The following is a 25,370-nucleotide window of genomic DNA, read 5'->3' on the forward strand; positions in this document are numbered from 1 at the left end:
TTGGTTGGTTTCAGACTGGTATGTCAATGGTGTACATAGTTCCCTTTCCTGGCTCCGACTGACAATTCAACTCCCCACCCATCACCTCAGCCCGGCTTTGCAAGTTACGAAGTCCCAGGCCCGGATTGTCCTTTACTTTATTAAAATAATTGAATCCCTTTCCATTGTCAGCAGTCATCAGGATCAGCCTGCCTTGCTCGATGACGATCTTAATGATCAGGTACGTTGCTTCGGCGTGTTTGACAGTATTGTGTAGCACCTCCTGGATGATCCGGTACAAATTCACCTCTTTATGAGGATCCAGGTGCAGCGTTTGCTCACAAACAAATTTGATCTGCAGGCCATACAGCTGCTGGTTGTTATTCACCAGCTCTTCAATGGCACGTTGAAGCCCCTTACGCACCAGCGTATTAGGCATCAGGTTATTGGAAATTTCCCGCAATTTCCCAATGATGGTATCAATATGAAGACTTGATTTACCAATGATCTCCTGATCCGTAGGATCGGGCGTATCCAGACTATTGATTTGAAGTTTTACGGCAGATAATAAGGGACCCAATTCGTCGTGCAGATCAGAAGCGATACGCCTGCGTTCTTTTTCCAGCGTATCGATCTCCGCCTGGATCTTTTCCTTATTCATACGCAGGCTACGACGCTGGTAGCGGATAATAGTAATGATGTAGTAGAAAAGGATAATACCTACTACAGCTACAACAATGAGAAGGGAGTCGTAAAGGTTTGCTTCCTTGGAATCCATAAAACAGCTACTGCGTACAGCAAATTAACCAGAAAATTACTATAAACATTGATTTGATGCAAACTTGATCTGAATCCGGTGCTGACCGTCTTTTTGAACATAGATAATGCCGTTACATTGATCAGTACGAAGAATGTATAAAAAATGATAATACCCAGACAGATCAGGAATTTAGGATTTCTGAAAATATTCCCCCGTTCATGCACCACCACTTTATTGAAGGTATTGACACTAAAAAAGATCAGGGCGAATGAAGAAAGAGTCAGAAAAGAGGAATTCATTACAGTGAACCCATGAATGTAAAACGAACTGATACACCAACAAACAAAGAAGGCACCAAGAATGCCTAGAAAAACGCCCTTTCGTCGGTTAAACAACCCCCAATTGTGAAACAACCAGGTAAAAAGGCAAAACTCGATATAAGAGTATACATGTATGAGCGGCGCCTGCAGACTCTTAAGATCGTTTACAAATAAGATGCGGTGTATGATCTCGACCGTAAAGGCAAGCACCACATAGTATAAAAAGGGATAGTAAGTCGGGTCCACCTTCCGGAACCTTACTATCCCAATTACAAACGCAAATACGATGCTTAAACTCAGAATAAACTGAATATAGGTGGTCATTAGCTAAATATCACGGGGTATTAATAAATCGGACGCACAAGATCTGCCACTGCACCAAACTATGGCTCACAGGGCGGTGTACACTGGCCATATTCATATCCGCCATTGGAGTCAGAATCGCTTCCTACACCATTGAAGCCTCTCCTTACATAAAGATCGTTTCCTTTCTTGTCAACACCTACCACGATCAGGCGCACGTCCTGCAGTCCATTTTTCCGAACGGCGGTGGCACCATAGTAAACACGAATACCTACACAGTTGGTGTCCTTCATCAGGTTAAGAATACTCTTCCGGTTAAAGGATTCTGAAAAGGGGATAAAAAGGGTGGGTATTTTGGCCTTGATGGTATCACGCTGGAGATCGAAGCGCTTTTTATATACCTCGATTGAATCTTTGGGAATGAAATGATCTCTCATTGCCAACTCGCTCGAGTCTTTGACATCAGGGATCCAAACACCGTCGCCGTGGTGACCATCGTTTCCACAGGCAACAAAAAGGAAAGTGAAGACTACAGTGCCCGCCAATAAAAGCAGGGGGCGAATAGACGTTTTGCAGAGGTTAAATGTCATAAAAGTGAATTTTGAGGTTTAACAGTCAAACTGGCGCTAAGATATTCGTAAACATCCAGCCCGCCCTCACGTAGAACTACTTATTTTACATTCACTGTTTACGATTCACTTCCGGTAGTTCATCGCTTGGGCCACATACAGTTTTTAAGCACCTTTGGAAAGCCTTTACGACCCACGCAACCTCCCTGCTACCCGCAGCCTAAATGACCAGCATTCCCTTGACCGGGCATGAACCACAAAAAAAACTGTGTAATATGAACCATAACCAACCTGCCTTACCTACATCATCGCAGCAGTCAGCAATCAACAAGCTTGCAGCCAGCACACCCCACAACGGAAACAACATCGACATGATGCGTGGCTATTACGTCGAAAAGATCCAGGAATTGAATACCCAGCTCACCAGGCTGAACCTAATGGAAAATGCCCGGGAGATCTCCGCCATCTGTCACGAGATCATCCGAGCAAAAAAAGGATTGACAAAATTATCCAGGTAAACAGGCTATAACGCCTGAGCAGCACACTCAAAACAGGCGGCCTTGCTCACCAGGCCGCCTGAACAACGAACAGTCCAACTCCAGCCGCTCATCGTTCAAACCATATTTCTGCGTGTATTTTCTATACTGCATCGCAACCATTTCGGCAATATTGCCCTCACCCCGCATGCGTACCCCAAACCGACTGTCGTTTACCTGCCCATTATGACTGGCCTCGATGAGGTGCCAGACCTTGTCCGCCCGATCTGGGAAATTCTTATACAGCCAGTCATGAAACAGCAGCTTGACTGCACCATTCAACCGCACAAACGTGTAGGCGGAATACACAGCCCCGTTCTCACTGGCCGTTTTCAAAATATTGTGCATGTCGTGGTCATTGAGGCCCGGGATCATAGGTCCCAGCATCACCCCCATGCGCACCCCTGCCTGGCTCAACTCACGGATGACCCGGAACCGCTGGGCAGCCGTCGTCGTTCTGGGCTCCATCACCCGCCGCAACTCCTCATCCATTGCCGTGATCGTCATCAACACCGTCACCAGGTTCTTTTTTGCCAACTCCTGTAAAATGTCCTTATCCCGCAATACGCCGGCATTCTTCGTAATGATACCCACTGGCTGGTTGAACTCCAGGCACACCTCAAGACATTTACGCGTCAATTCAAACTTCTTCTCAGCCGGCTGGTAACAATCTGTATTACCACTCAAACTTAATGGCATACATTGCCACTTCGGATGCTGAAGAAACTTCCGCAACAGCTCAGGGGCATTGCGCTTGACGATGATCTTCCGCTCAAAATCCAACCCGGCACTATAGCCATAGTATTCAAAAGAATTGCGCGCATAGCAATAAATACACCCATGCTCACAACCCTGGTAAGGATTCATACTGTAGTACATGCCCACATCCGGACTGTCTACCTTATTGACAAACGACTTGGCATTCTCCTCCAGGAACTGCGTAGCCACATTTGGTTCACTCCAATCATCGATCGACTCGATATGCTCCCGTACAATTTCATTCCGAAGGAAACGATTCCTCGTATTGATCTGTGCACCCCTGCCTTTGAAATATTGGTCGGGCTTCTCTTGATTTGTTTCCATGGTAATAGTTTATACAAAATTTTCCGCGCAGGATTCCACATAGCCCCTGCATCATCCGCCCAGGACCAGACCGATTACCCGCAAACACACCTCCCCTGTTCCGGCCGGTACCTGTAGAAACAGGCAACCGGTGGGAAACAGGGATAAGATCAGGTGTGCAAAGCTGCTGAAGAACTCAGACAAACAACTCCCCTTGTTTGGTACTAACGGGCAGGTTCATGAAATCAAACCGCTGAGCAATCTGATACGTTCTATCCCCCACCCTTCGTTTCAGCAATAACATGCAGTCCGCAATAAAACGGCCCGTAAAATGACGATGCGAATATTCCAGCGAAGCCTTTTCATATTGCCAGGGCAACAATTTGCGGGCTATCGCTAAATGTGGATCATCCAGGAAATGAGGCCTGTGCGCATTGTCGAGCTTCATCAGCCGCTGCGACAACCTCACTTCCCGCACCAGCCGCTGTATCGGTAGCTTGGTGACCACATTGATAAATAAGGTATGACTGGGATAAGTACCATAGTCCTTCAATTCCACCTTGAACGGCGGATACCCCATCCCCACCGTCTTCAGCCGGTTCACGATCCGCTCCTCCATGACCTCCAGCTGCGTGAAGGTGGCCAGCGGAATATGTACCTTGGCGCCCAGCGCCGAAGGTGCCTGGTACGTTTCATAAAAATCTTTCCGGAGATTCAACACCCGGTTACGCAATTCTTCATGCGGTAGCAAGATCAGCATGTACTCATTCAGCTTCAGCTGATTGGTGTAATCCTCATAAAAAGCCCTGGGTGTTCCATGAACCCTTTTAACGGGAGTGATTTGCATATTCTTTGTCATAATAACTCGTTTACAGATGATTGTCAGGCAACTTCCGACCAGGGCTGAGACCCGGGCGAGAAGGGAAATTTGTTGACCATTTTACAGTCGTCAAACTGATGCGCCCTGCGCAACAAACGCAGGTCCTGTGCCATAAAAGTCTCATGAAAGTCCTTTTGAGAATAACAGAACATAGCCTTCGTATACACCGGCTCCGGCAACCGGCGCGCAAGACTCAAATGAGGCTTGGCCATTAACCGCACCGGTGGGCACGAAGACGAACGCACAAGATCATCCACCGCCTTCAACTGTTGATTCAGGTGCAAAAAAGGCGTCGGGTCTTGCACACGCAGGTAAATCGTATGCGGTGGAAAACCACTATAATTATTCAGCGTTACCCGGAACGGATGCACCTGGTCACAAATACGCTGGATCCACCGGATCAATGTACCTTCCATCTCCTCACGCGCCAGAAAACTCGCCACAATAATATGAGCACCGGTCCCGATAGACGATTTCTCCCTGAACGCATCATAGAAAGACTGCTTCTCGGCCGCTACCTTATCCCGCACGGGCACATCAGGATCCACGACCAGTAAATACTCGTACAATCCATGCTCCGCCCAGCTTTGCTGCATATTATTGATCACCGGTTCCATAAAATTATTTTTACCTGATCACTATTTTAGCATAAATTTACTAAATATTTTAGTAGATCAAAATTATTTTTATGGAGGACGACATCTATTACAACCCGGCCTACAAAGGTTCCAAACGATTCAACCAATGGGACGTGAAAACTGCCGACGCTACAGGCTTTGGAGCCGCAGCCGACGACTATATGGAACGAGGTATCGACCTCAACGAACAACTTATTCATAATAAACCCGCTACCTATTTCATGCGCGTGCGCGGCAACGCCATGACAGGTGCCGGCATTCACGATGGCGATATCGTCATCGTCGACAGAAGCATCAAACCCGTGAGCGGAAAAGTGATCATCGCCGTCCTCGACGGAGAAATGATCATACGTAGAATGGAAAAGACATTTAACAAACTGAGACTGATACCCGAAACGCCCAAACTAGCCACCATCGAGATCGATCCCGGCTGCAACACTTTCCAGGTATGGGGAGTAGTTACCTGGGTCATACACGCCCCCTGATTCACCCAAAAAATACTGTCCACACCATTAGACCTATCCTACGGACAGCGGCCAGCCAACACGGGAAAACGATATACAGTAGTGCGAATCAACAGCACAATGCCATTACCCGGACCAACTGTTTTATCCCCGCCCCTTGGCTGGCCCTTTTTATACACCATCCACCAATAGAGCCAGCAACTACATGCCGCTAAAAAAACCACACATATGAAAGCCATCGTCGATTGCAACAGCTTCTACTGCTCCTGCGAACGCCTCTTCCGGCCCGACCTCCGCAACCACCCCGTCGTCGTACTCAGCAACAACGATGGCTGCATCGTATCCCGCAGTGACGAAGCCAAAGCTTTCGGCGTACAAATGGCAGGCCCCTACTTTCTCGCCCGGCCCCTCATCCAAAAACACAACATCGCCGTCTTCTCCTCCAACTACAACCTCTACGGCGATATCAGCTGGCGTGTTATGGAAACACTCCGCACCCTGTCTCCCATCGTCGAAGTATACTCCGTCGACGAAGCCTTTCTCGACCTCACCCACATACCGGCCAACGAATTGGAACAGGCAGCCCTGCACATTCGCGAAACAGTAGAACAGTGGACAGGTATTTCCGTATCGGTAGGCGTAGCGCCCACCAAAACCCTCGCCAAACTGGCCAACTACCACGCCAAAAAACACAAAGTACAAACCAACTGTATCAAAGTATTGGCGAGCAGCCAACAGATCGAAGAAGCACTACGCACCACCCGCATCGGCAACGTATGGGGTGTCGGCCGGGCATTTGCCAGCAAACTACTTAACCAGGGCATCACCAGCGCGTTGGAGTTAAGCAATATGACCGAAGAATGGGCACACCGGCACATGGGCGGCGTAACCGGCATCAGACTGGTACGCGAACTGAAAGGAATCCCCTCCATCCAGCTCGAAGAACCGCTCAAAACCAAAAAGATGATCGCCACCACCCGCATGTTCGGGGAACCCGTCAGCGATATCAACTCCGTTCGCGAAGCCGTAGCCACCTACACCACACGCGCAGCAGAAAAGCTTCGCCGACAACACAGCGCAGCCTCCATCATCAGTGTATTCATCGTCAGCAAAGACCAGGACCACCTGATAGACTTCCACCACGGCCCCTCCATCAGCAGCCACACGACACTGCCCGTTCCCACCGCCATTACCCAGGAGTTGATAAAACCCGCTGTAAGCCTGGTCGACCAGTTGTTCAAAAGAGGGACAGCCTACAAAAAAGCAGGCGTCATGCTCAGCGGCCTCGTACCGCAAGACTCCTTACAGGGAAACCTGTTCACCGCACAAACAAAAAACAGTAACCGGCAACTCATGGACATCGTCGATAATGTCAACTTCAGCATGCGCGACGACGTTTTGAAGTTCGGAGCCGTCGGCACCACCCGCAACTGGAAGATGAGGCAGGAGTTGCACAGCGCACGCTTTACCACCCGTTGGGGCGAACTCTATGAAGTAAGTTGAAATATACCCGGTAAGCCGTAAGTAAGTATCTTGGAGAAAAAAAGCGCATGCGGTTTACCACAGCTATAATAGGAGCATTGCTTTGTATAATCACCAACGTTACCGCCCAGCAACGTCCCAATATCCTCTACATCATGAGCGACGACCACGATGCCGACGCCATCAGCGCGTATAACACAGGATTGATCGCCACGCCCAACATAGACCGCCTCGCCAAAGAAGGCATGCGCTTCAGCAAAGCTTTTGTCGGCAACGCCATCTGCGGTCCCTCCCGCGCCACCCTCATCACCGGCCAACACTCCCACAAGAACGGTGTGCGCACCAACCGCGATGCCATGGATCCCGCCCGTGAAAACATCGCTAAAACCCTGCAACAGGCCGGCTACCAAACCGCCCTCATTGGTAAATGGCACCTGCACCAATATCCCAGCGGGTTCAACTACTGGAAGATCCTGCCCGGCCAGGGACAATACATCACACCCCGCTTCATACACATGAACGGCGATTCCGTCAACTACAAAGGATACGCCACCGACGTCATCACCGATGAAGCACTCAGTTGGCTGCGCAACCGCGACCAATCCAAACCATTCCTGTTACTGCTACACCACAAAGCACCCCACCGGTACTTCCTCGCCCCCATCAAATACATAGATCAATACCGCAATAAAAAATTCCCGGAACCCTCCACCTTGTATGCCAGCAAAGAAGGACGCGGCAAAGCCTGGCTGCTACAAACCATGAGTATCCTCCCCGATATGAAATTATCCAGCGACCTCAAGGTCGATCCCAAATACCTGGAAGACATACCCGCCCTGAAGCCCGATTCGGCCGAAGCTGCTTACTACAAGGCCATCATGAACCGCATACCTGAACCCGATCGTACACGCATCAAACAGTTATACGCCTACCGCGGAGAAATTATACAACGGGAACGCCCCACCGGCAACAAACTGCTCGCCTATAAATACCAGTGGTACCTGCAGGACTATATGGCCACCGTGGCCAGCATCGATGAAAATATCGGCCGCGTACTCGATTACCTCGATAGCGCCAACCTCACAAAAAACACCATGACCCTCTATACCAGCGACCAGGGTTTCTACCTGGGAGAAAATGGTTGGTTCGATAAAAGATTTATGTACGATGTATCCATGCAAACGCCCCTGCTGGTGCGCTGGCCCGGCCACATCAAACCCGGCACAGTCAGCAACGCTTTGGTACAGAACATCGACTTTGCTCCCACCATGATACAGGCTACAGGAACCACCATTCCCACCTACATGCAGGGAACGAGTTTCCTGCCCGTACTGACCGGTGCCAAAAAGAAGCTCGATCGTCCCTACCTGTATTACCATTTCTACGAATACAAGGCCGACCACACGGTATTACAGCACCTCGGCATTCGTGGCAACAGGTACAAACTGATCTACTTCTATACAGTAAACGAATGGGAATTTTATGACCTCGAAAAAGATCCGCAGGAACAGCACAACCTCATTAATGTAAAACAATACCTCCCAACGATCGAGCGCATGAAACTGGACCTCGTGCAGGTACGTAAAAACTATGGAGATACTGAGCCCGTCGGGCAAGTGACGCCCGCGGCGCCTTAGTCGAACATACCCATCTGCATACCGCCAGTGGGTTTCGCCGGAACAATGAACTGCGGTTTCATTAAATGAAGGTCACAAGCCGGGTTCAGTTTGTCGATCATATAAGCGACCAGTTCCGGACAGTACATTTCCTCCGGCATGTGCACGAAGAAATACAGCTCTTCCAGGCCCTGGTTGATCCATTGAATGATTCGTTCCAGCCAGGCATCGGCCCGCACATAATCCGTGGGGTGGAGCAGGTTGGCTACAAAGCGCACAAAAGACTTCGGCACCGGCAACCCCATATGCGCGCAATCACGTCGGCCGGCGGTATCCGTAATGACAGCGCCCACGTTCATCGACCGCAGGGTATCCATCATTTCTTTATAAACAACCTTGTCCGAAAACCATTGCGGGTGACGCACCTCGAGAAAGAATTGCAGATCGGTCGGCAAGGAGGCGAGGTATTTGAACAGCGCATCGCGGCGTCCCGGAGCATACGCTTCACCCACCTGCAGGAAAATAGGCCCCAGGTGGTCTCCGAATGCCAACACCCCCTCCAGGAAAGCAGACGTTTGGTCAAAGACATTGTTGAAGTTGCTGTAATGGCTGATCGACTGGGGCACTTTGGGACAAAACTTAAAATCCCGGCCCTCCGCCCGCGCCGCCCATTTGCCGATCTCGGCCGGTGTATATATCTTATAGTGGGTCGCATTAAGCTCTCCCGCGTTGAAATGTTTCACATATTGTTCCATATGCCCCGCCTCCTTGGTACCCTTCGGGTATACCCTGCCAATCCAGGATCGATCGCCCCATCGCGGCACACCCATATAAACCAGGGGCTTCACCGCCCGCTGCCCTTTCAGCGACAGGGCATTCACAGCCGGGTCGGCCGGAAGCGTAAAATCAATGCTGTTCAGTTGATCATCGGGAACCTTGCCAAAATCCATAGACCTTTTTTACAGGCACCAAAACTAGGCATAAAGTTTTAAGGTACAAGCACTTGACCGGCACTACCCCTGTACTCGCAATGTTCGAAATATCAATAGATTAGCTTTTTTTTCGCAACTTTAAAATATCGTTGGCCGTCGCCCGTCTTCCTTGATATACCAATGAACAAGACGCTGACGATAACACCAGGCATGGCAGGAGACTCGAAACGAAATATCACCCAGGTCATCAATGACTACAGCAAAAGGCTGATGGGTTTTATTCGTAAGCGGGTGACCAACGAGGCCGACGCAGAAGATGTCATGCAGGATGTATTCTACCAGTTCGTCGGCAACACACAGCCCATCGAGCAAATGAGCGCCTGGCTGTTTACCGTAGCCCGCAACAAGATCACCGACCGGCAACGCAAACACAAACCCGAAGCACTGGAAGACGTATTCGGCGGAGAAGAAGGAGAAGACAGCATCAACTGGACCGAGCTCCTGTTCGACGCCTCCAACAATCCCGAAAAAGAATACCTCCGTACATTATTCTGGGAAGAGCTGAACGCCGCACTCGAAGAACTGCCGACCGAACAACGCGACGCATTTATCAAACATGAAATAGAAGGCGTGTCCTTCAAAGACCTGTCCGAACAAACAGGCGAATCCGTAAATACCCTCATCAGTCGCAAAAGATATGCAGTACTGCACCTGAGAGATCGATTGAGTGTGCTGAAAGATGAGTTATTGAATTATTAACCCTACAAAAAAGAATTATGAGACATAGAAGAGGCCCGGCAAGAACAAAGGGAGGAAAAGCATTGATGATCCTCGTATGCGTGGCAGCATTTATCTCCCTGTTCAGTTATATAGTAATGGCTTTGTGGAATGCTATCCTGCCCGATGTACTGCACGTAAGCACCATCAATTTCTGGCAGGCCATGGGCATCCTCGTGCTTTCCAAAATTCTCTTCGGTGGCTTCGGCGGCTGGGGCGGCAAAAAGCACGAGTGGAAAAGACAAATGCAGGAAAAATGGCAGCACATGAGCCCGGAAGAAAGAGAGAAATTCCGCGACTCGATGAAAGATCGCTTCCGCAACCGCTGGTGCAGACCACCGTTTGGCGACCACGACAACAGGCAGGACTTCTTTTCGCGGAAAGAAGAACCGAATAAAGAAGGTACCCAACCCAACGAGAACACCAACGCCTGAACCCGCATCAAACATTATCCTGACACAACTGCCAGCTATGGAAATCCTCGTATTTAAAACCAATCTCCGCTATCGGAAAAACATACACCAGGTCAGTCAACGCCTGGATCAACTACAAGGAATGATCCGATGGAATGTAGATATGCACGATAAAGACAGGATTCTGCGTATAGAAGCGAGCAACCTAAGTCCCCGCGTGGTAGAGCATACCTTGAGCCACGCGGGCTATGCTTGCGAAGAATTAGAGTAGACAAGAGACATTTCCGGCGGACCAGCCCCCATTATTATCGCCGCCTCGTTGCAGATGTCATGACATTTTTCCGGAAACTTGCGATAAAACTAGCAAACCGCTCCTCCATATCTTATTTTCGCTCCTGCATGAAAGGTAGCAGTACATTGAGTATCAATATCGTTAAGCCTCCAACCGGCTAAACCTTCCATACCGCTCCCTACTCGCTGCCATACCGCTTCCATGGCGCTCCCATGGAACTGTAATGAAAATAGCACAACTTTTCTAAATCAATCACTTACACCAAAAGCGATAGGGCCCCGAGTGTCCCTACCGTATCTGCGGAAAACTAATCCCCGTCACCTTACGGAAAATATCAACTGCATAGAGGTCCGTCATACCAGCAATGAAATCGACCACCGACTGCGTATCGGGGTACAAACTATCCGGCTGCGCCCTCACTACAAATTGCGCCGGTATCAGTTGCAATAACTTGAACGACTTGGCAGAAGTTGGGTTGATCACCGCCGCAAAAAACTCCCGCAACAACTCGCCGATCACATTGTAACCGGCAATCTCGATCTCCACCACCGACCGGTGATTGTAAATATGTTTCACCGAAAAATCATCAATCTTTTTGATCAGCTCCAGCTCCCGCGCTGGCAGGTAGTCGATCAGCGCTTTCCCCACACGCCCTTGCAGCAGTTCTTCTTCCATCGACATAAACACCGCATTCACCCGCGTGATCAGCAAATGGATCAGCTTCGCTCGCAGGAACTGCACCTTTTGATTCACATCTTTGATCTTGTTAAAACTCGTCTCTACTTTCTCCCGCGTATCAAACCCCGACTCGTTATCGAAAAAGCCAAGGAACAACTCGCTAATCTTGTCGATAGAAATGATATTGAGCCGGTGCGCATCTTCAAAGTCGATCACCCGGTAACAGATATCATCCGCCGCCTCCACCAGGTACACAAAAGGGTGGCGGGCATACACGTTCTTTGCTGCATCCACCTTCGGGATACCCAACTCGGCAGCGATCCGCTTGTACGTTTCGATCTCCGAATCGAAGAAACCCGACTTCTTCGTCACCTGTTGTTGTTTATTGAAACCACTCAGCGAATCCGACGGATACTTGATGATCGACGCCAGCGTAGCATAAGTAAGCCGGAATCCGCCGCTGCTACCTTCGCCAAAGCTGTGCGTCAACGTACGGAAAGCATTGGCATTACCCTCGAAAAAGAGAAAGTCACGCTGCTGGTTGGGCGACAACTCCTGCTCAAACCGTAGTTTGGCCTCCCCCGTCAACTCCCGGAAAAAAGTACGGATCGCGTCTTCCCCCGAATGACCAAAAGGAGGGTTGCCAATATCATGGGCCAGGCAGCCCGCCGCAATCACCGAAGGCAATTCATATTTATAGAATTCCCGGAAATCCTCCCCGGCATCCGGGTATTTGGCCGCAAGTGCGTCGCCTACGCCCTTACCCAGCGAGCGGCCCACGGAGGCCACTTCCAGGCTATGCGTAAGCCGGTTGTGTACAAACACGGCACCGGGCAAGGGAAACACCTGTGTTTTATTCTGAAGCCTTCTGAAGGCAGAGGAAAAGATGATACGATCGTAGTCTCGCAGAAAAGAGGTCCGCATGAAATCGGGGTTCAACACCGATTTATCCTCCGATCCGGTACGGCGGGTACTATAAAGTTGCTGCCAGTTCATGCCCTAAAGATAATGGAGCGTGCGCGGTTTTAAGAGGGGCCGCCGCCTACAGGTAGAAGATGTGGAAAGTACGTGAGTTGCTTACTGATACTTTTTCATGAGTTGATAAAGCACCTTATCATCGGGAGCCGTCAATACACGACCCAGCGTATCCTGCATAAAATGACGTTTGAAGGCCCGGATAGCAGCCGTAGTGTCGGCCAGGTCGTAGCCCACCAGCCTCAACGCCAGCAAGTGATCGAAGCTGGGCGGCAGCACCACATTCGTGGTATCGGCATACCAATAACCAAACCCACGCTGCGACAGCCGCTGCCAGGGGAAGAATACATTGGGATCCACTTTGCGCTTGGGGGCAATATCGCTGTGCCCGATAAAGTTGGCCGCAGGAATGGTATACTTGCTTTTCAGCGTATCCAGCAGTTTCAGCAGGCTCACCATTTGCGGCTCGGCAAAAGATTCATAGCCGTTATTATCAAGTTCGATGCCGATAGAAGAAGAATTGATATCGGTGGTATTGCCCCACTTACTGATACCCGCCTGCCAGGCACGCAGGTAATCGTTGAGCATATGATGCACCGTCCCATCCTTGCAGATCACATAGTGTGCACTCACTTTCGTGCGCTCGAGCGTAAAGGTCTTCAGCGTTTGCTCGCACGAATTCTGGGCGGTATGATGAATGATGACGTAGTTCGGTTTCCGTAAATCGAAGTTGACTGTACCTACCGCATACTTAGGGGTAACGACCGAATCGAGCAGCAGGGTAGGAGGCAGGCTTTCCAGCCCCCTGGCCATCGTACGGGATTGTTTCTTGTAGACTTTGTTGGTAGTCGCATACGGGTTGGGCGAACAGCTGTAAACAGCTGCTGCCAGCGACAGGCCAACATACACTATCGGGACAAAACGGGCCATGGTCGTACAGGATTGTTATTGTTTTCTCCGCTGGGGAGGACCATACCGTCTCTTTTTGTTCTTGCTTCGTCCGCCACCACCGCCACCTTGTGCCGAATAATTAGGCACAGGACCCAGCTCAGGAGGAACCACCCCTTTCGGAACAGGCTTACCCAGCAATGTTTCGATCGCAGCAAACTTCCGTTGCTCCTTTTCACTCACCAGTGTTACGGCCACACCATCAGCTTCCGCACGGGCCGTACGGCCAATACGGTGTACATAGTCTTCACCATCATGGGGCACATCGTAGTTGATCACCAGGTCGATATTGTCGATATCGATACCCCGAGACATGATGTCCGTAGCCACCAACAGGGGAATACGACCACTCTTGAAGCGCAGCAGCACATCCTCCCGCTCGTTCTGCTCCAGGTCCGAGTGCATTTCGGCGATCTTGAACCGGGCACGCTGCAGGTCACGGTTGAGCTGCTTTACATTTTGCTTGCGCGAACAGAAGATGATCGCCAGCTTATAAGGAACAGTTCGAAGAATATGTTGAATGAGCGGCAGCTTCTGCGGCTCGTAAATGATATAGGCACTCTGCACGATCTTTTCCGGAGGTTTCGAGATGGCGATGTTCACCTCTTCGGGGTTGTGCAGGATCTTCCGGGCCAGCGAACGGATCTTTTCCGCCATGGTAGCCGAGAACAGCAGATTTTGCCGTTTTGCAGGCAGGTGAGAGATGATCTTCATGATATCATCATGAAAACCCATGTCCAGCATGCGGTCAGCCTCATCCAGCACCAGGTATTGCAAACCAGCCAGCTTCACGTACCCCATGTTGAGGTGGGCGATAAAGCGGCCCGGCGTACAGATCACAAAATCCACCCCCTTCGAAAGGGCGTTCTTCTCCGTAGCGAAGTTCATCCCGTCATTACCCCCGTATACAGCGATCGAGCTGATAGAGGTAAAATAGGACAACCCCTCCAGGTTCTGCGATATCTGGATCGCCAGCTCCCGGGTAGGCACCAGAACGATACAGTTTACCTGTCCGTCGTTACTGTGCTGCAGCAGCCGATTGATGATGGGAAGGAGAAAGGCGGCCGTTTTACCGGTGCCGGTCTGGGCGCAAGCGATGATGTCTTTGCCCGCTAATATCTTAGGGATAACCTGCTCCTGGATGGGTGTAGCTACTTCATAACCAGTAGATTCTATGCTTTCCAGTAAGGCAGGATCGAGTCCAAATTCTGTAAAATTCATTAATCCGATTGTCTGATATATACGATCCGGCCGACTGACCGGTTTCCGTAAAGATAACATAAAAAATCCCCCTTTGTAAAAAAGGGGGATTATCGGCTGATTCTTTGGAAATTCTTAATACTTATTGCTGTCCACCACCAATACCGCCACCGGCACTGTTGGCGCGCTTGTTCTCATCTTCCAGGCCGGTCTTGCGCTGACGCGCTGCCTTCACCTGGTTGCTACCAAAGCGGTAGGTAAAGTTGATCTTGAACTGGCGGCTTTCCCAATAACCATTGGCACGAGTGTATTGTCTGGCGTATTCACTCACCGCTTTGAACTTCAACGTACGGAAGACGTCGCTCACCGCAACTTTCACAGTACCCTTGTCTTTCAGCACATTCTTTGACAGGCCGGCATCGATGCTACCCATGCCATTTGCCTTGAAAGTACCTTGCCAGATAGAAGGCGCCGTGTAGAAACCGCTCAGCTCACCGGTCCAGCCCTTGCCGAAACGGAAGGTCTGCTGAGCATATACGTTGAAAGAGAAGACATCCAGGTCGATCTTACGATCAGGACCATTATCCGCCTGGAACTTGGAATAATACGTGTTGACGTTGGCGAAGATCATATACCATTTCCACTGGAACGGATAGCTTACGTTCAGGCTCACCACATCCTGCTTCGCCAGGTTCTTGGTGATCTGGAAACCCTTCGATCCCTCTGTTACGTCAATGATCTGGGAGAACATATCCTTCACGTGGCTATAGTTCAAGGTAGTAGTCAGGCGATACTTGAACACGTGCGTTACACCAAAACTGTTGGTATACTGCGGCGTCAGCTCGGTATTACCTTTCTGGTACGTATACTCATCCAACCGGAACTCGAATGGATTGAGGCTTTGGTAAGCAGGACGGTCGATACGACGGCTATAGGTCAGTGTCCACTGGCTCATGGGGTTCTTGTTGAAAGTCACCGCAGCGCTTGGGAACAGGTCGGTATAGTTACGGTCGAAGGTAGAATCATAAGCCTCGTAAGGACTGTTCTGATCGGCACGCTTGAAACCCGTAGAGTGACCTTTGGCATTGGTATTCTCTGCACGCAAACCGGCCTGGATCATAAATCCTTTGAAAGCACGGTTATAGTTTACATACAACGCATTCACATTCTCCGTATAGTCGAAGTCATTGCTGCGGTCGCGGTCGAGCTCTTTACCGGCATTCAGCACATTGAAAGTAGAGAAGTCATTCTTCGTTTCTACATAAGAGAACTTACCACCTACACCCAGCTTACCTTTTTTGAAGGGCTGCTCATAATCAGTCTTGAAAGTATAGATGCTGATGTCCGTAGGGGCCACCATATTGTAGATACGCTGCGTAATGATCGTCTTTTCGTCTCTTTCGTAATAAGTATTGGGCTGCAGCTGGTCGCTCTTGTTCTTGAAGCTACCGTAGTCCGCATCCATCGACAACTCGCGGCCAATGCTATCTACATAACGATAGTTGACATTGTAGTTGGTATTGTTGCGCTTACCATCATTGGTATTGTTCGCCACCAGGATACGATCGATCGTATTGGTGGGAATATAGATGATGGGCGTTCTGCTGTAGTTGTTGAAGGCGTTGGTATTGTAGTTACCATTCACCATCACCCCCAAAGTACTGCGCTTGCTGAGCGAAAGGTCGGCGCCCACCTTGAAGGTATGCGTCTCGTTTTCTGTATTCATGCGGGTTGCGCCGTCAAACAGGGTATCACCGATAGAACGGTACAACCACATGTTCATCACGTTGTCGCTCTTGTTGTAGTTGTAGTTACCGTAAATGTTCAGCACCTTATTGCGGTTGTTCAGCGAAATACCGCCGTTGTACTTGGGCAGTTCTCCAATGGCATAACCACCGGTTACAGACCCGTTGGTACCGTATGACTTGTTCTTCTTCAGTTTAATGTTGATGATACCGGCATTACCCGCTGCATCGTATTTCGCAGAAGGATTGGTGATGATCTCGATCGCTTCGATCGTAGAAGACTGTATGGTCTTCAGGTACTCCGACAGATCCTTACCCGACAAAGGCGTAGGACGGCCATCGATATATACCTGCACACCATTTTTACCGCTCAGGCTCAGGGCGTCGTCTTTGTCGACCAACACACCCGGCGACTTGCGCAGCAACTCGAGGGCATCCTGACCCACAGCGTTTACGCTATTTTCTACATTCAGGATCATCTTATCGGCACGCACTTCAATCACAGGCTTGCGATAAGCAACAGTCACTTCCTTCAGGTTGCCGGAGATCTTGGGCAAACTGAATTCGGGTGCCTGCACATCACCGCTACCGCTGAATTCAATAGCGGCAGAGTTCCTGGGTTCATAACCGACAAAGGAAACATTCACGAAATACTGACCTGCATTGATTCCTGCAAAACTGTACTGACCGGAGCTGTTGGTCACACCTAACTTAACGGTGGAAGAATCTTTAACTTTTTTGAGTGCTACAGAAGCACCGGAGAGGCTCTTACCCTGGTCATCCTTGACAATCCCTGTAATATTCTGCGCTTGCGTAAGGGCAACGCAAAACATCGACAGTAAAGTCAATAGGCTCAACTTTCTCATGGCTAATTTATTTTCAATTTGGTCGGCAAAACTATCCGGGCGTTACAGTTTTGTGACAATCTATCCATCAACGGTGAATACAGCCGATGAATGGCAAAGACGTTACAACATCAGTCCGATTGTCAGATAATTACATATATAAAGAAAGCTACCAGGAAACGATCCGAGGTAAGGCACGTTACCCGCGACGGTCCCTACAGTCCCCTTCCCCGCCTCCTCTCGACATGCTCTTCACATACTCTACACATCCTCTGCGCCCTCTCTGGTAGCAGAACATGTTTCCACAGTGTGCAGAGCATGTGTAGACAGGGTTCAGATAATGTGCCGGCAATCCGTCGGGCATCCCCACCACCTTCCCCGTGGTACCGTTTTTGAAACCTTTATTCCAGATCCGTATCCTTCGCCCGCCGCTCCGACCTCGTCGGTGCAAAAAGGCGCACCGGATCTAATCCTATTGACCACATAACTAAAAAAACAATAACTATGGCAACACTAAAAGATAAGCGGGTAGCCATTATTACAGAAAATGGTTTTGAAGAAGAAGAACTGACAAGCCCTAAGAAAGCGCTGGAAGAAGCTGGGGCAAAAGTCGATATCATCTCCCCGCAAAAAGAAAAAGTAAAAGCCTGGGCGCACGATCATTGGTCCATCGACCTGCCAGTCGACGTGCCCATAGAAAAAGCAAAAGTAGAAGACTACGATGCCCTGGTGATACCAGGCGGCGTATTGAATCCCGATCAGATGCGGATCAACAAACACTGTGTGGCATTTGCACAACAATTCCTCGAGTCCGGCAAACCCGTCGCAGCCATTTGCCACGGCCCGCAACTTTTGATCGAGACCGGCATGATCGAAGGGCGCACCATGACCTCCTACCCGGCCATCAAGACCGACCTGCTCAATGCTGGCGTCCATTGGGTCGATAAAGAGGTAGTGGTCGATAATGGCCTCGTCACCAGCCGCAGCCCAAAAGACCTGCCGGCATTCAACAAGAAAATGATTGAGGAAATAAAAGAAGGCCAGCATGCAGTTGCCAGCTATACACCAGGCCCTGCACACTGACTTATTACGTAGGCATGAACAAGAAAGGCATCGTTACCGATGCCTTCTTCTTGGGGGTTTACTATATGTTATGTAAGCAAAAAGTGACCAAATCGTCATTCGATCCGCACCAGCTCATAATTAGGTTTGATGTGCTCATTCACAAAGCTGCCAGAAGATCCACCCAGTCGAACCGTTTTCTGATAGTCTTCCCATACTTGCGGTTTTACGTGCAGATAATGATAGACCTTGTTTCCAGAGAATTCCACTTCCAGTACCTCATACACCGGAGAGTAATTGAGCGAAACTGTTGTTTCAGAACCTGGCGTGTAGATCTTGTTCCTGTTTGTTAGTCTTCTGCGTCTCACTTGGATCATGGTAATAGATTGAGTGAATTAATCAATGGAGGCCGATCTTATCCAGCCCGTTTTATCAGTGGTTTGTACATAGTAATAATCATCAAACAAGCCAAGGACCCTAATGGTTGTGTCCCTGTCAATAGAACCTTTGACAGCTGCCACGGTATGAGGCAAGTCCAGCAGCTGGGTGGCCGTATCGGCTTTTACAGTGCGTAAGGGAGCAGTTACCGTTGTGACCAGATTACCGGCTACAAATCCATGACTTCCATCCGGGAGCATCACCTTATACCAATTGCCCGTGGCCGACCGTGTCCGCAAAACGGTACCAGCCTTCGGAGCCGCCACCCGTGCCGATTGTTTGTCGGGCAATCGATATACGACCGCATTACGCAAACTGCGCCGGTAGGCAGCAAGATCTTCCGTGGCTACGGTGATAGTGGCAGGTTCTTCCCTTTTGGTATCGATGAAAGGCAAAGGATCGATGGCCCCACCCTGCGCATATATGCCGAAATGAAGATGAGGAGACGTGGTGATCGCATTACCTGTATTGCCCAGCAAACCGATCGTATCACCCGCTTCCACCCGCTGCCCGGCACTTACGAGTTGCGAATCGAGGTGCGCATAATACAGTGCAAAATCTTTATCGCGCGGCCGTAGGAATATCACCTTGCCACCGAGTTTGTTTAGAGAGACGGAAGTAATAACGCCCGGCGCTGCCGCCAGCAAAGGCGTACGCCGCGGACTAAAAATATCTACCCCCTCATGACTGCGCGCACCGCCATCGCGGGCATCACCCCAGAAACTACTGATGCGTGGCCGGCCACTGACCGCTACAGGAAAATCAAGGCTCGGTCCGGTACGGATCTCCAAAGTATATTCGCCCCCGGCCAGCAGCTCCGGCTGCAGGCGAAGCAGGTAGTCACCGTCTTTATTAATGGAATAAATCAGATCCGCGCCTGTACTGTCGGCGGAGGCCAGGTGCCTGGGTTGGGCATTAGCGTCCGGCTGCCACAGGTCGAGGAAAAGAGCAAAACCCTGCGTCGGTTTTCGTTGTAGTTTGATCGCCACCTTATCTCCACGGCGGGCGGTAAAACGGTATCCGGCCGCATCGGGCTGGTTGGCTTCAAAATACCCCGACTCCCGGTAGGGCAATCGGATGGATGCGGGCTGTGATAAACTCCGGCTGGCAGCAGCAAACCAGTTGCGGCCAAGGGCCGTTTCCTGTAAACCTGCAGTATTGATCTTGTCGGCATAACGCTCATGGGCCGTTTTACCCGCAAACAACCCCTTCCCCGTGGAAGAACAGGCTTGCAGCAATAGGCCGATATACAATAAACCCCAAACAGGAAGACGGGAAACCATACGTATTATTTACAGCGCCGGGTTCGACTGTTTATTGCCCAGTCGTGGCAGCTACTGTTTCCCTAAAAATCTTATGCCGCGGTAGCCCCATTTACGGCACATTGCGGCATAGTTGCCCGGCCATGGCGACCAATTTGCAGCAGTAAAGAAAACACACCGTATGCCCGAAGGTCCCAGCATAGTCATCATGCAGGAAGAGATGCAGGCGTTTTCCGGAAAAAAGATCCTGGAAGCCAGTGGCACTGCCAACATCGATATGAACAAACTGTTAAATCGAAAAGTCGTCGCCATCAAAACCTGGGGTAAACATTTCCTCATTTGCCTGCCCCACCTTACCCTCCGCATCCACTTATTGTTGTTTGGCAAATACAGTATCGACGAACCCCGCAAAGGCAAACCCAAACTCCAGCTCCGGTTCACCAACGGAACCTTGTATTTCTACGCCTGCAGCGTGACGGAAATAGAAGAAGACCTCGATGACGTATACGACTGGACCACCGATCTCATGAACAAACAGTGGGACCCGGCCGCTGCCCGCAAACGCTTACGCAGCCACCCCGACATGCTCCTCTGCGACGCCCTGCTCAACCAGGACATCTTTGCGGGTGCGGGGAATATCTTTAAGAATGAGATATTGTTCCGCACCCGCCTGCACCCACTCAATACAGTTGGCGCCATCCCCACCAGCAAGCAGGCAGCCATCGTACGGGAGATGCACACGTACGCTTTTGAATTCCTGCGTTGGAAAAAGGCAGGCGTATTGAAAAAGCATTGGGAGGCACACACCAAAAAGATATGCCCCCGTTGCGGCATCCCCTTCCACAAAGAATACCTGGGCAAAACCAAGCGAAGAACCTTCTTCTGCGAAAGTTGTCAAATCCGCTATGCCTGACCAACAGCTTCCTGGGTAAACACGACCGGCAACCGTTGGCGGTGCGTTCATGCCGGTATTGCCCCTCCGTGGTAAGATCCGGCGCTATCCTGATTCTGGCACCATATTTACAGGTTAATCCATTAAAACGATATAGCCATGGACGGAAAACAACTTTGCCAGGTCTACCTGGCCGAAATGAAAGCGGAGTCTACTGCTACCCGTAATTGCCTGGAACGCATACCCGAAAGCACTTACAAGTTCAAGCCCCACGAAAAGTCGATGGAGATGGGCTACCTCACCCTGTTGGTGGCAGATATTCCCCGGTGGATCGAGAAGATGATCGAAAAGTCGGTGATTGACTTCACCACCGACGAGCGGTTCCCATTAAGCACCACCGATAAGTTGCTCGGCTGGTACGATAAACACCTCGAAGGGGCCTATAACGCCCTGGCCAACATCACCGATGAAAGTCTCAATAAACAATTTGAGCTGAAGAACGGTGGACAATTGTTATGGGCCTCCCCTAAACTGGAAGCTATCGAAAACACCATTAACCATTGGATACACCACCGCGGGCAACTGACCGTATACATGCGCATGAATGACATCGCGGTACCGTCGATCTACGGTCCATCCGGCGATACGAAAGGGTTTTAGCGCTCAGGCATTCGCTTCGGCGCCCTAAGGTTTTATTAGTCTGTAACCACCCGGCTACCCGGCAACACGCCGGCAGTAGCCTCCACATAAAAAAGCGGTGAACCACAATAGGTTCGCCGCTTTGTATTACAAACAATCGAAAGATTACATATTTCTCCGGTATTGGCCACCCACCTCATACAAGGCATGGGTGATCTGCCCCAGTGAACAATACTTCACCGTTTCCATCAGTTCGGCAAACAGGTTACCGTTGTTAATGGCTACCACTTTCAATCGATCCAGCATAGCCGCACAATGTGCATCGTTCCTTTTCTGGAAAGCCTGCAGGTTCTGGATCTGCTGCTCTTTTTCTTCCGTCGTGCTACGAATCACCTCCTGCGGTATCACCGTCGGACTACCTTTCTTGTTCAGGAAGGTATTGACCCCCACAATCGGCAACTCGCCATTGTGTTTTAGACTTTCATAATAGAGGCTTTCTTCCTGGATCTTATTGCGCTGGTACATGCGCTCCATGGCGCCTAGTACACCACCACGATCGGTAAGCCGGTCAAATTCCGTCAGCACCGCTTCTTCCACCAGGTCGGTCAGTTCTTCGATCAGGAAAGAGCCCTGAATGAAGTTCTCCGTTTTGGCCGTCCCCAGCTCGCGGTTGATGATCAGCTGAATGGCCATCGCCCGGCGTACACTTTCTTCCGTCGGTGTGGTGATGGCTTCGTCGTATGCGTTTGTATGTAAACTGTTACAGTTGTCATAGATCGCATACAAAGCCTGCAGCGTTGTCCGGATATCGTTGAAGTCGATCTCCTGCGCATGCAAACTGCGGCCGGAGGTCTGGATATGATACTTTAGTTTCTGCGAGCGGTCATTGCCCTTGTATTTCTCTTTCATCGCCTTGGCCCAGATGCGCCGCGCCACCCGCCCGATCACACTGTACTCGGCATCCATACCATTGCTGAAGAAGAAAGATAGGTTGGGGGCAAAATCGTCGATGTGCATACCACGGCTGAGGTAATACTCCACGTAGGTAAACCCATTGGCCAATGTAAAGGCCAGCTGCGTGATGGGATTGGCCCCCGCTTCAGCTATATGGTAACCGCTGATGCTGACACTATAGAAATTACGCACCTTCTGTTCGATAAAATATTCCTGCACATCCCCCATCAGCTTCAGGGCAAACTCGGTGCTGAAGATGCACGTGTTCTGTGCCTGATCTTCTTTCAGGATATCCGCCTGCACCGTTCCCCGCACCTGCGACAAGGCCTCCGCCTTCAGTTTTTGGTACACCTCCGCCGTCAACACTTCCTCGCCACTCAGGCCCAGCAACTTCAATCCAAGGCCGCTATTGCCTTCGGGTAGCCTTTCGGGCGAAGAAGGATTGTAGTAAACAGGTTTGGGTAAATGCGCAAAACGGGTTGCGATCTTTTTATTGACCTCTTCCCACAAACCATTTGCTCCGATGTATTTTTCACACAACTGATCGATGGCAGCATTCATGAAAAACGCCAGCAGGATAGGAGCCGGACCATTGATCGTCATACTCACCGAAGTCTTCGGATCGCACAGATCGAATCCACTGTAGAGTTTCTTGGCATCATCGACAGTAGCAATGCTTACCCCACTATTGCCCACCTTACCATAGATATCAGGCCGGTGTGCCGGGTCTTCGCCGTATAAGGTTACGCTGTCAAAAGCAGTCGACAGGCGCTTGGCCGGTTGATCTACCGATACATAGTGAAATCTTTTGTTGGTACGCTCGGGGCCACCCTCACCGGCAAACATCCGCGTAGGATCTTCGCCCTGGCGCTTCAATTCAAATACACCGGCTGTATAGGGATACTCGCCGGGCAGGTTTTCCTGGAGCAACCAGCGCAGAATATCGCCCCCATCTTTGTAGCGGGGCAATACCACTTTAGGTATGCGGGTACCACTCAGTGTTTGTGTGATCAGTGGTTGCTTGATCACTTTATCGCGTACCTGGTATTCGAAGAAATCGGCCTGGTACTTTTTCACCACGGCAGGCCATTGATCCAGCAAGGTCTTACAGCCGGGATGCAGCTTATTTTCAAAGTCTTTTTTCAACAACTCCAGGTCCTTGCTATAATGGGCCTTGGTTCCGGCAGCTTCCATTACGCCCTGGATCTGGTAAATGCGGGAAGCAATCACACATTGTTCCTGCACCCACTCATTGTACCCACGATTGCCCTCGGCGATCTCGGAGAGATAGCGTACGCGCTTAGGTGGAATGATCTGACTCTTGGTACTGGTATCGCGGGTGTGCGGATGCAACACCAGTTCTCCAAAGGAGGTGCCTGTTTTTTGTTGAATGGCAACGACCAGCTTTTCAAACAGCTCGTTTACCCCGGCATCGTTAAACTGTGCCGCGATGGTACCGATCACCGGCACTTCTTCATCTTTTGCCATGAAGAGCTGGTGGTTGCGTTTGTATTGCTTGCGCACATCGTGCAGGGCATCGAGAGCACCGGCCTTGTCAAACTTATTGATACAGATTACGTCGGCGTAATCCAGCATATTGATCTTTTCGAGCTGTGAAGCCGCACCGTATTCGGGCGTCATCACATAGAGGCTCACATCGCAGAAGTCGAGTATACTCACATCGCTTTGGCCTACACCGGCACTTTCAAGGATGATGAAATCGAAGCCGGCAGCCTTACAGATGTTGACGGCATCTTCTACGTATTTGCTCAGGGCCACATCGCTTTCGCGCGTCGCCAGCGAGCGCATATAAGCCCGGGGCGAATGAATACTGTTCATGCGGATGCGGTCACCCAGCAAGGCACCGCCCGTCTTTTTGCGGGAAGGATCTACCGATACCACGGCGATCGTTTTATCAGCAAACGCATTCAGGTAACGGCGAACAATCTCGTCTGTTACTGATGATTTACCCGCACCACCGGTACCGGTGATGCCCAGTACGGGCGGATTGCTGGTTGTGGTAACGCTATCCGCGCCAGCGTTGAGGTGCCTGTTATCGATGGCATTCTTTTCTGCGCCGGCTTTGCCAAACTTTTTCGTCGCGCCATTTGCCATCACTCCATCCCGGCCACGGCCGTCAACAGCCGTATCGCCATGACCATCCCGGTTATTCTCCACATTCGAGATGCTGCGGGCGATGCGGCGAATATCTTTCCATTCACCCAGCTTCATCGGCGTTTTGAAATTGGCAGGATCACCGTTCACGGGAAAGTCGCACTGCTTTACGACCTCTTCAATCATGCCTTCGAGGCCCAGTTTGCGACCATCGTCGGGGCTGTAGATCTTGGTGATGCCGTAATGATGCAGTTCTTCTATTTCCTGGGGCAGGATGGTACCACCACCACCGCCAAATATTTTGATGTGGCCACAGCCGTTTTCGTCGAGCAGGTCCTTCATGTATTTGAAGAACTCTACGTGACCGCCCTGGTAGCTGGTAATGGCGATACCCTGGGCATCTTCTTCAATGGCACATTCCACGATCTCGGCAACCGACCGGTTATGCCCGAGGTGAATGATCTCGGCCCCCTTGGCCTGCATAATGCGGCGCATGATATTGATGGCAGCATCGTGCCCGTCAAAGAGGGAAGCAGCCGTTACGATACGTACAGTATTTGTAGTGAAGCTCATATCAGGTAATAATTACGATCG

Annotated in this window: 23 protein-coding genes; 10 read left to right on the plus strand and 13 right to left on the minus strand. The window is 50.4% G+C overall.

Annotated features, from left to right (window positions below; translation table 11 throughout):
* Positions 1-10: 10 nt before the first annotated feature.
* The gene (locus P2W70_RS06430) at positions 11-757 is read right to left on the minus strand and encodes a sensor histidine kinase (protein ID WP_276480610.1); all 747 of its coding nucleotides are present in this window, start codon (positions 755-757) and stop codon (positions 11-13) included.
* A gap of 685 nt (positions 758-1,442) precedes the next feature.
* Positions 1,443-1,952 (minus strand): hypothetical protein, encoded by a 510-nt coding sequence (locus P2W70_RS06435; RefSeq protein WP_276480611.1) that lies wholly within the window; start codon positions 1,950-1,952, stop codon positions 1,443-1,445.
* Positions 1,953-2,206: 254 nt separating this feature from the next.
* Here P2W70_RS06435 and P2W70_RS06440 point away from each other — a divergent pair, with 254 nt between their 5' ends.
* Positions 2,207-2,449, plus strand: a complete 243-nt coding sequence (locus tag P2W70_RS06440) for a hypothetical protein (RefSeq protein WP_276480612.1) — start codon at positions 2,207-2,209, stop codon at positions 2,447-2,449.
* 27 nt (positions 2,450-2,476) lie between these two features.
* Here P2W70_RS06440 and P2W70_RS06445 read toward each other — a convergent pair whose 3' ends face one another.
* The 3 genes from P2W70_RS06445 to P2W70_RS06455 all read right to left on the minus strand — a co-directional run bounded on the left by P2W70_RS06445 (position 2,477) and on the right by P2W70_RS06455 (position 5,026).
* Entirely contained in the window at positions 2,477-3,550 is a 1,074-nt protein-coding gene (locus P2W70_RS06445) for a PA0069 family radical SAM protein (protein ID WP_276480613.1), read from the minus strand.
* 175 nt (positions 3,551-3,725) lie between these two features.
* On the minus strand, positions 3,726-4,388 hold the full coding sequence (locus tag P2W70_RS06450; RefSeq protein ID WP_276480614.1) for a 2'-5' RNA ligase family protein: 663 nt from the start codon (positions 4,386-4,388) through the stop codon (positions 3,726-3,728).
* A gap of 23 nt (positions 4,389-4,411) precedes the next feature.
* Entirely contained in the window at positions 4,412-5,026 is a 615-nt protein-coding gene (locus P2W70_RS06455) for a 2'-5' RNA ligase family protein (protein WP_276480615.1), read from the minus strand.
* A 71-nt stretch (positions 5,027-5,097) separates the two neighbouring features.
* On the opposite strand from P2W70_RS06455, the gene P2W70_RS06460 reads away from it, so the two are divergent.
* The 3 genes from P2W70_RS06460 (at position 5,098) to P2W70_RS06470 (ending at position 8,630) form a co-directional block, all read left to right on the plus strand.
* Positions 5,098-5,532, plus strand: coding sequence for a LexA family protein (locus P2W70_RS06460; RefSeq protein WP_276480616.1), 435 nt, complete (start codon positions 5,098-5,100; stop codon positions 5,530-5,532).
* 207 nt (positions 5,533-5,739) lie between these two features.
* On the plus strand, positions 5,740-7,014 hold the full coding sequence (locus tag P2W70_RS06465; RefSeq protein ID WP_276480617.1) for a Y-family DNA polymerase: 1,275 nt from the start codon (positions 5,740-5,742) through the stop codon (positions 7,012-7,014).
* A 47-nt stretch (positions 7,015-7,061) separates the two neighbouring features.
* On the plus strand, positions 7,062-8,630 hold the full coding sequence (locus tag P2W70_RS06470) for a sulfatase family protein (protein ID WP_276480618.1): 1,569 nt from the start codon (positions 7,062-7,064) through the stop codon (positions 8,628-8,630).
* Here P2W70_RS06470 and P2W70_RS06475 read toward each other — a convergent pair.
* The gene (locus P2W70_RS06475) at positions 8,627-9,559 is read right to left on the minus strand and encodes a DUF72 domain-containing protein (RefSeq protein ID WP_276480619.1); all 933 of its coding nucleotides are present in this window, start codon (positions 9,557-9,559) and stop codon (positions 8,627-8,629) included. The two genes, P2W70_RS06470 and P2W70_RS06475, sit on opposite strands and share 4 nt — an antisense overlap.
* 162 nt (positions 9,560-9,721) lie before the next feature.
* On the opposite strand from P2W70_RS06475, the gene P2W70_RS06480 reads away from it, so the two are divergent.
* From P2W70_RS06480 to P2W70_RS06490, 3 genes are read left to right on the plus strand one after another with little or no spacing between them, the layout of a single operon-like run.
* Positions 9,722-10,300, plus strand: a complete 579-nt coding sequence (locus P2W70_RS06480; RefSeq protein ID WP_276480620.1) for an RNA polymerase sigma factor — start codon at positions 9,722-9,724, stop codon at positions 10,298-10,300.
* 17 nt (positions 10,301-10,317) lie between these two features.
* A complete protein-coding gene (locus P2W70_RS06485; RefSeq protein WP_276480621.1) occupies positions 10,318-10,752 on the plus strand; it encodes a hypothetical protein in 435 nt (144 codons plus the stop codon).
* Positions 10,753-10,789: 37 nt separating this feature from the next.
* Entirely contained in the window at positions 10,790-11,002 is a 213-nt protein-coding gene (locus tag P2W70_RS06490) for a hypothetical protein (protein WP_276480622.1), read from the plus strand.
* 309 nt (positions 11,003-11,311) lie between these two features.
* On the opposite strand, the gene dgt is transcribed toward P2W70_RS06490, so the two are convergent.
* The 4 genes from dgt to P2W70_RS06510 form a co-directional block, all read right to left on the minus strand.
* On the minus strand, positions 11,312-12,697 hold the full coding sequence (gene dgt, locus P2W70_RS06495) for a dGTP triphosphohydrolase (RefSeq protein ID WP_276480623.1): 1,386 nt from the start codon (positions 12,695-12,697) through the stop codon (positions 11,312-11,314).
* A gap of 81 nt (positions 12,698-12,778) precedes the next feature.
* On the minus strand, positions 12,779-13,606 hold the full coding sequence (locus tag P2W70_RS06500; RefSeq protein WP_276480624.1) for an N-acetylmuramoyl-L-alanine amidase: 828 nt from the start codon (positions 13,604-13,606) through the stop codon (positions 12,779-12,781).
* A gap of 15 nt (positions 13,607-13,621) precedes the next feature.
* The gene (locus P2W70_RS06505) at positions 13,622-14,845 is read right to left on the minus strand and encodes a DEAD/DEAH box helicase (protein WP_276480625.1); all 1,224 of its coding nucleotides are present in this window, start codon (positions 14,843-14,845) and stop codon (positions 13,622-13,624) included.
* A 121-nt stretch (positions 14,846-14,966) separates the two neighbouring features.
* On the minus strand, positions 14,967-17,435 hold the full coding sequence (locus P2W70_RS06510) for a TonB-dependent receptor (RefSeq protein WP_276480626.1): 2,469 nt from the start codon (positions 17,433-17,435) through the stop codon (positions 14,967-14,969).
* Between the two features lie 483 nt (positions 17,436-17,918).
* On the opposite strand from P2W70_RS06510, the gene P2W70_RS06515 reads away from it, so the two are divergent.
* On the plus strand, positions 17,919-18,497 hold the full coding sequence (locus P2W70_RS06515; protein ID WP_276480627.1) for a type 1 glutamine amidotransferase domain-containing protein: 579 nt from the start codon (positions 17,919-17,921) through the stop codon (positions 18,495-18,497).
* Between the two features lie 95 nt (positions 18,498-18,592).
* Here P2W70_RS06515 and P2W70_RS06520 read toward each other — a convergent pair whose 3' ends face one another.
* Together P2W70_RS06520 and P2W70_RS06525 are read right to left on the minus strand one after the other, a co-directional pair.
* Positions 18,593-18,853 (minus strand): KTSC domain-containing protein, encoded by a 261-nt coding sequence (locus P2W70_RS06520; RefSeq protein WP_276480628.1) that lies wholly within the window; start codon positions 18,851-18,853, stop codon positions 18,593-18,595.
* Between the two features lie 18 nt (positions 18,854-18,871).
* Complete coding sequence (locus P2W70_RS06525; RefSeq protein WP_276480629.1) at positions 18,872-20,197, minus strand: peptidoglycan DD-metalloendopeptidase family protein; 1,326 nt, start codon at positions 20,195-20,197, stop codon at positions 18,872-18,874.
* Between the two features lie 160 nt (positions 20,198-20,357).
* On the opposite strand from P2W70_RS06525, the gene P2W70_RS06530 reads away from it, so the two are divergent.
* Positions 20,358-21,089, plus strand: a complete 732-nt coding sequence (locus tag P2W70_RS06530; protein ID WP_276480630.1) for a DNA-formamidopyrimidine glycosylase family protein — start codon at positions 20,358-20,360, stop codon at positions 21,087-21,089.
* Positions 21,090-21,227: 138 nt separating this feature from the next.
* Positions 21,228-21,728: a DinB family protein gene (locus P2W70_RS06535; RefSeq protein ID WP_276480631.1), complete on the plus strand. Its 501-nt coding sequence runs from the start codon at positions 21,228-21,230 to the stop codon at positions 21,726-21,728.
* A gap of 144 nt (positions 21,729-21,872) precedes the next feature.
* Here the strand turns inward: P2W70_RS06535 and P2W70_RS06540 are convergent, their stop codons facing one another.
* Positions 21,873-25,349, minus strand: a complete 3,477-nt coding sequence (locus P2W70_RS06540; RefSeq protein ID WP_276480632.1) for a methylmalonyl-CoA mutase family protein — start codon at positions 25,347-25,349, stop codon at positions 21,873-21,875.
* Positions 25,350-25,370: the final 21 nt, after the last annotated feature.

Origin of the sequence: Paraflavitalea pollutisoli (assembly GCF_029360705.1) — a bacterium.
Lineage (GTDB): Bacteria > Bacteroidota > Bacteroidia > Chitinophagales > Chitinophagaceae > Paraflavitalea > Paraflavitalea pollutisoli.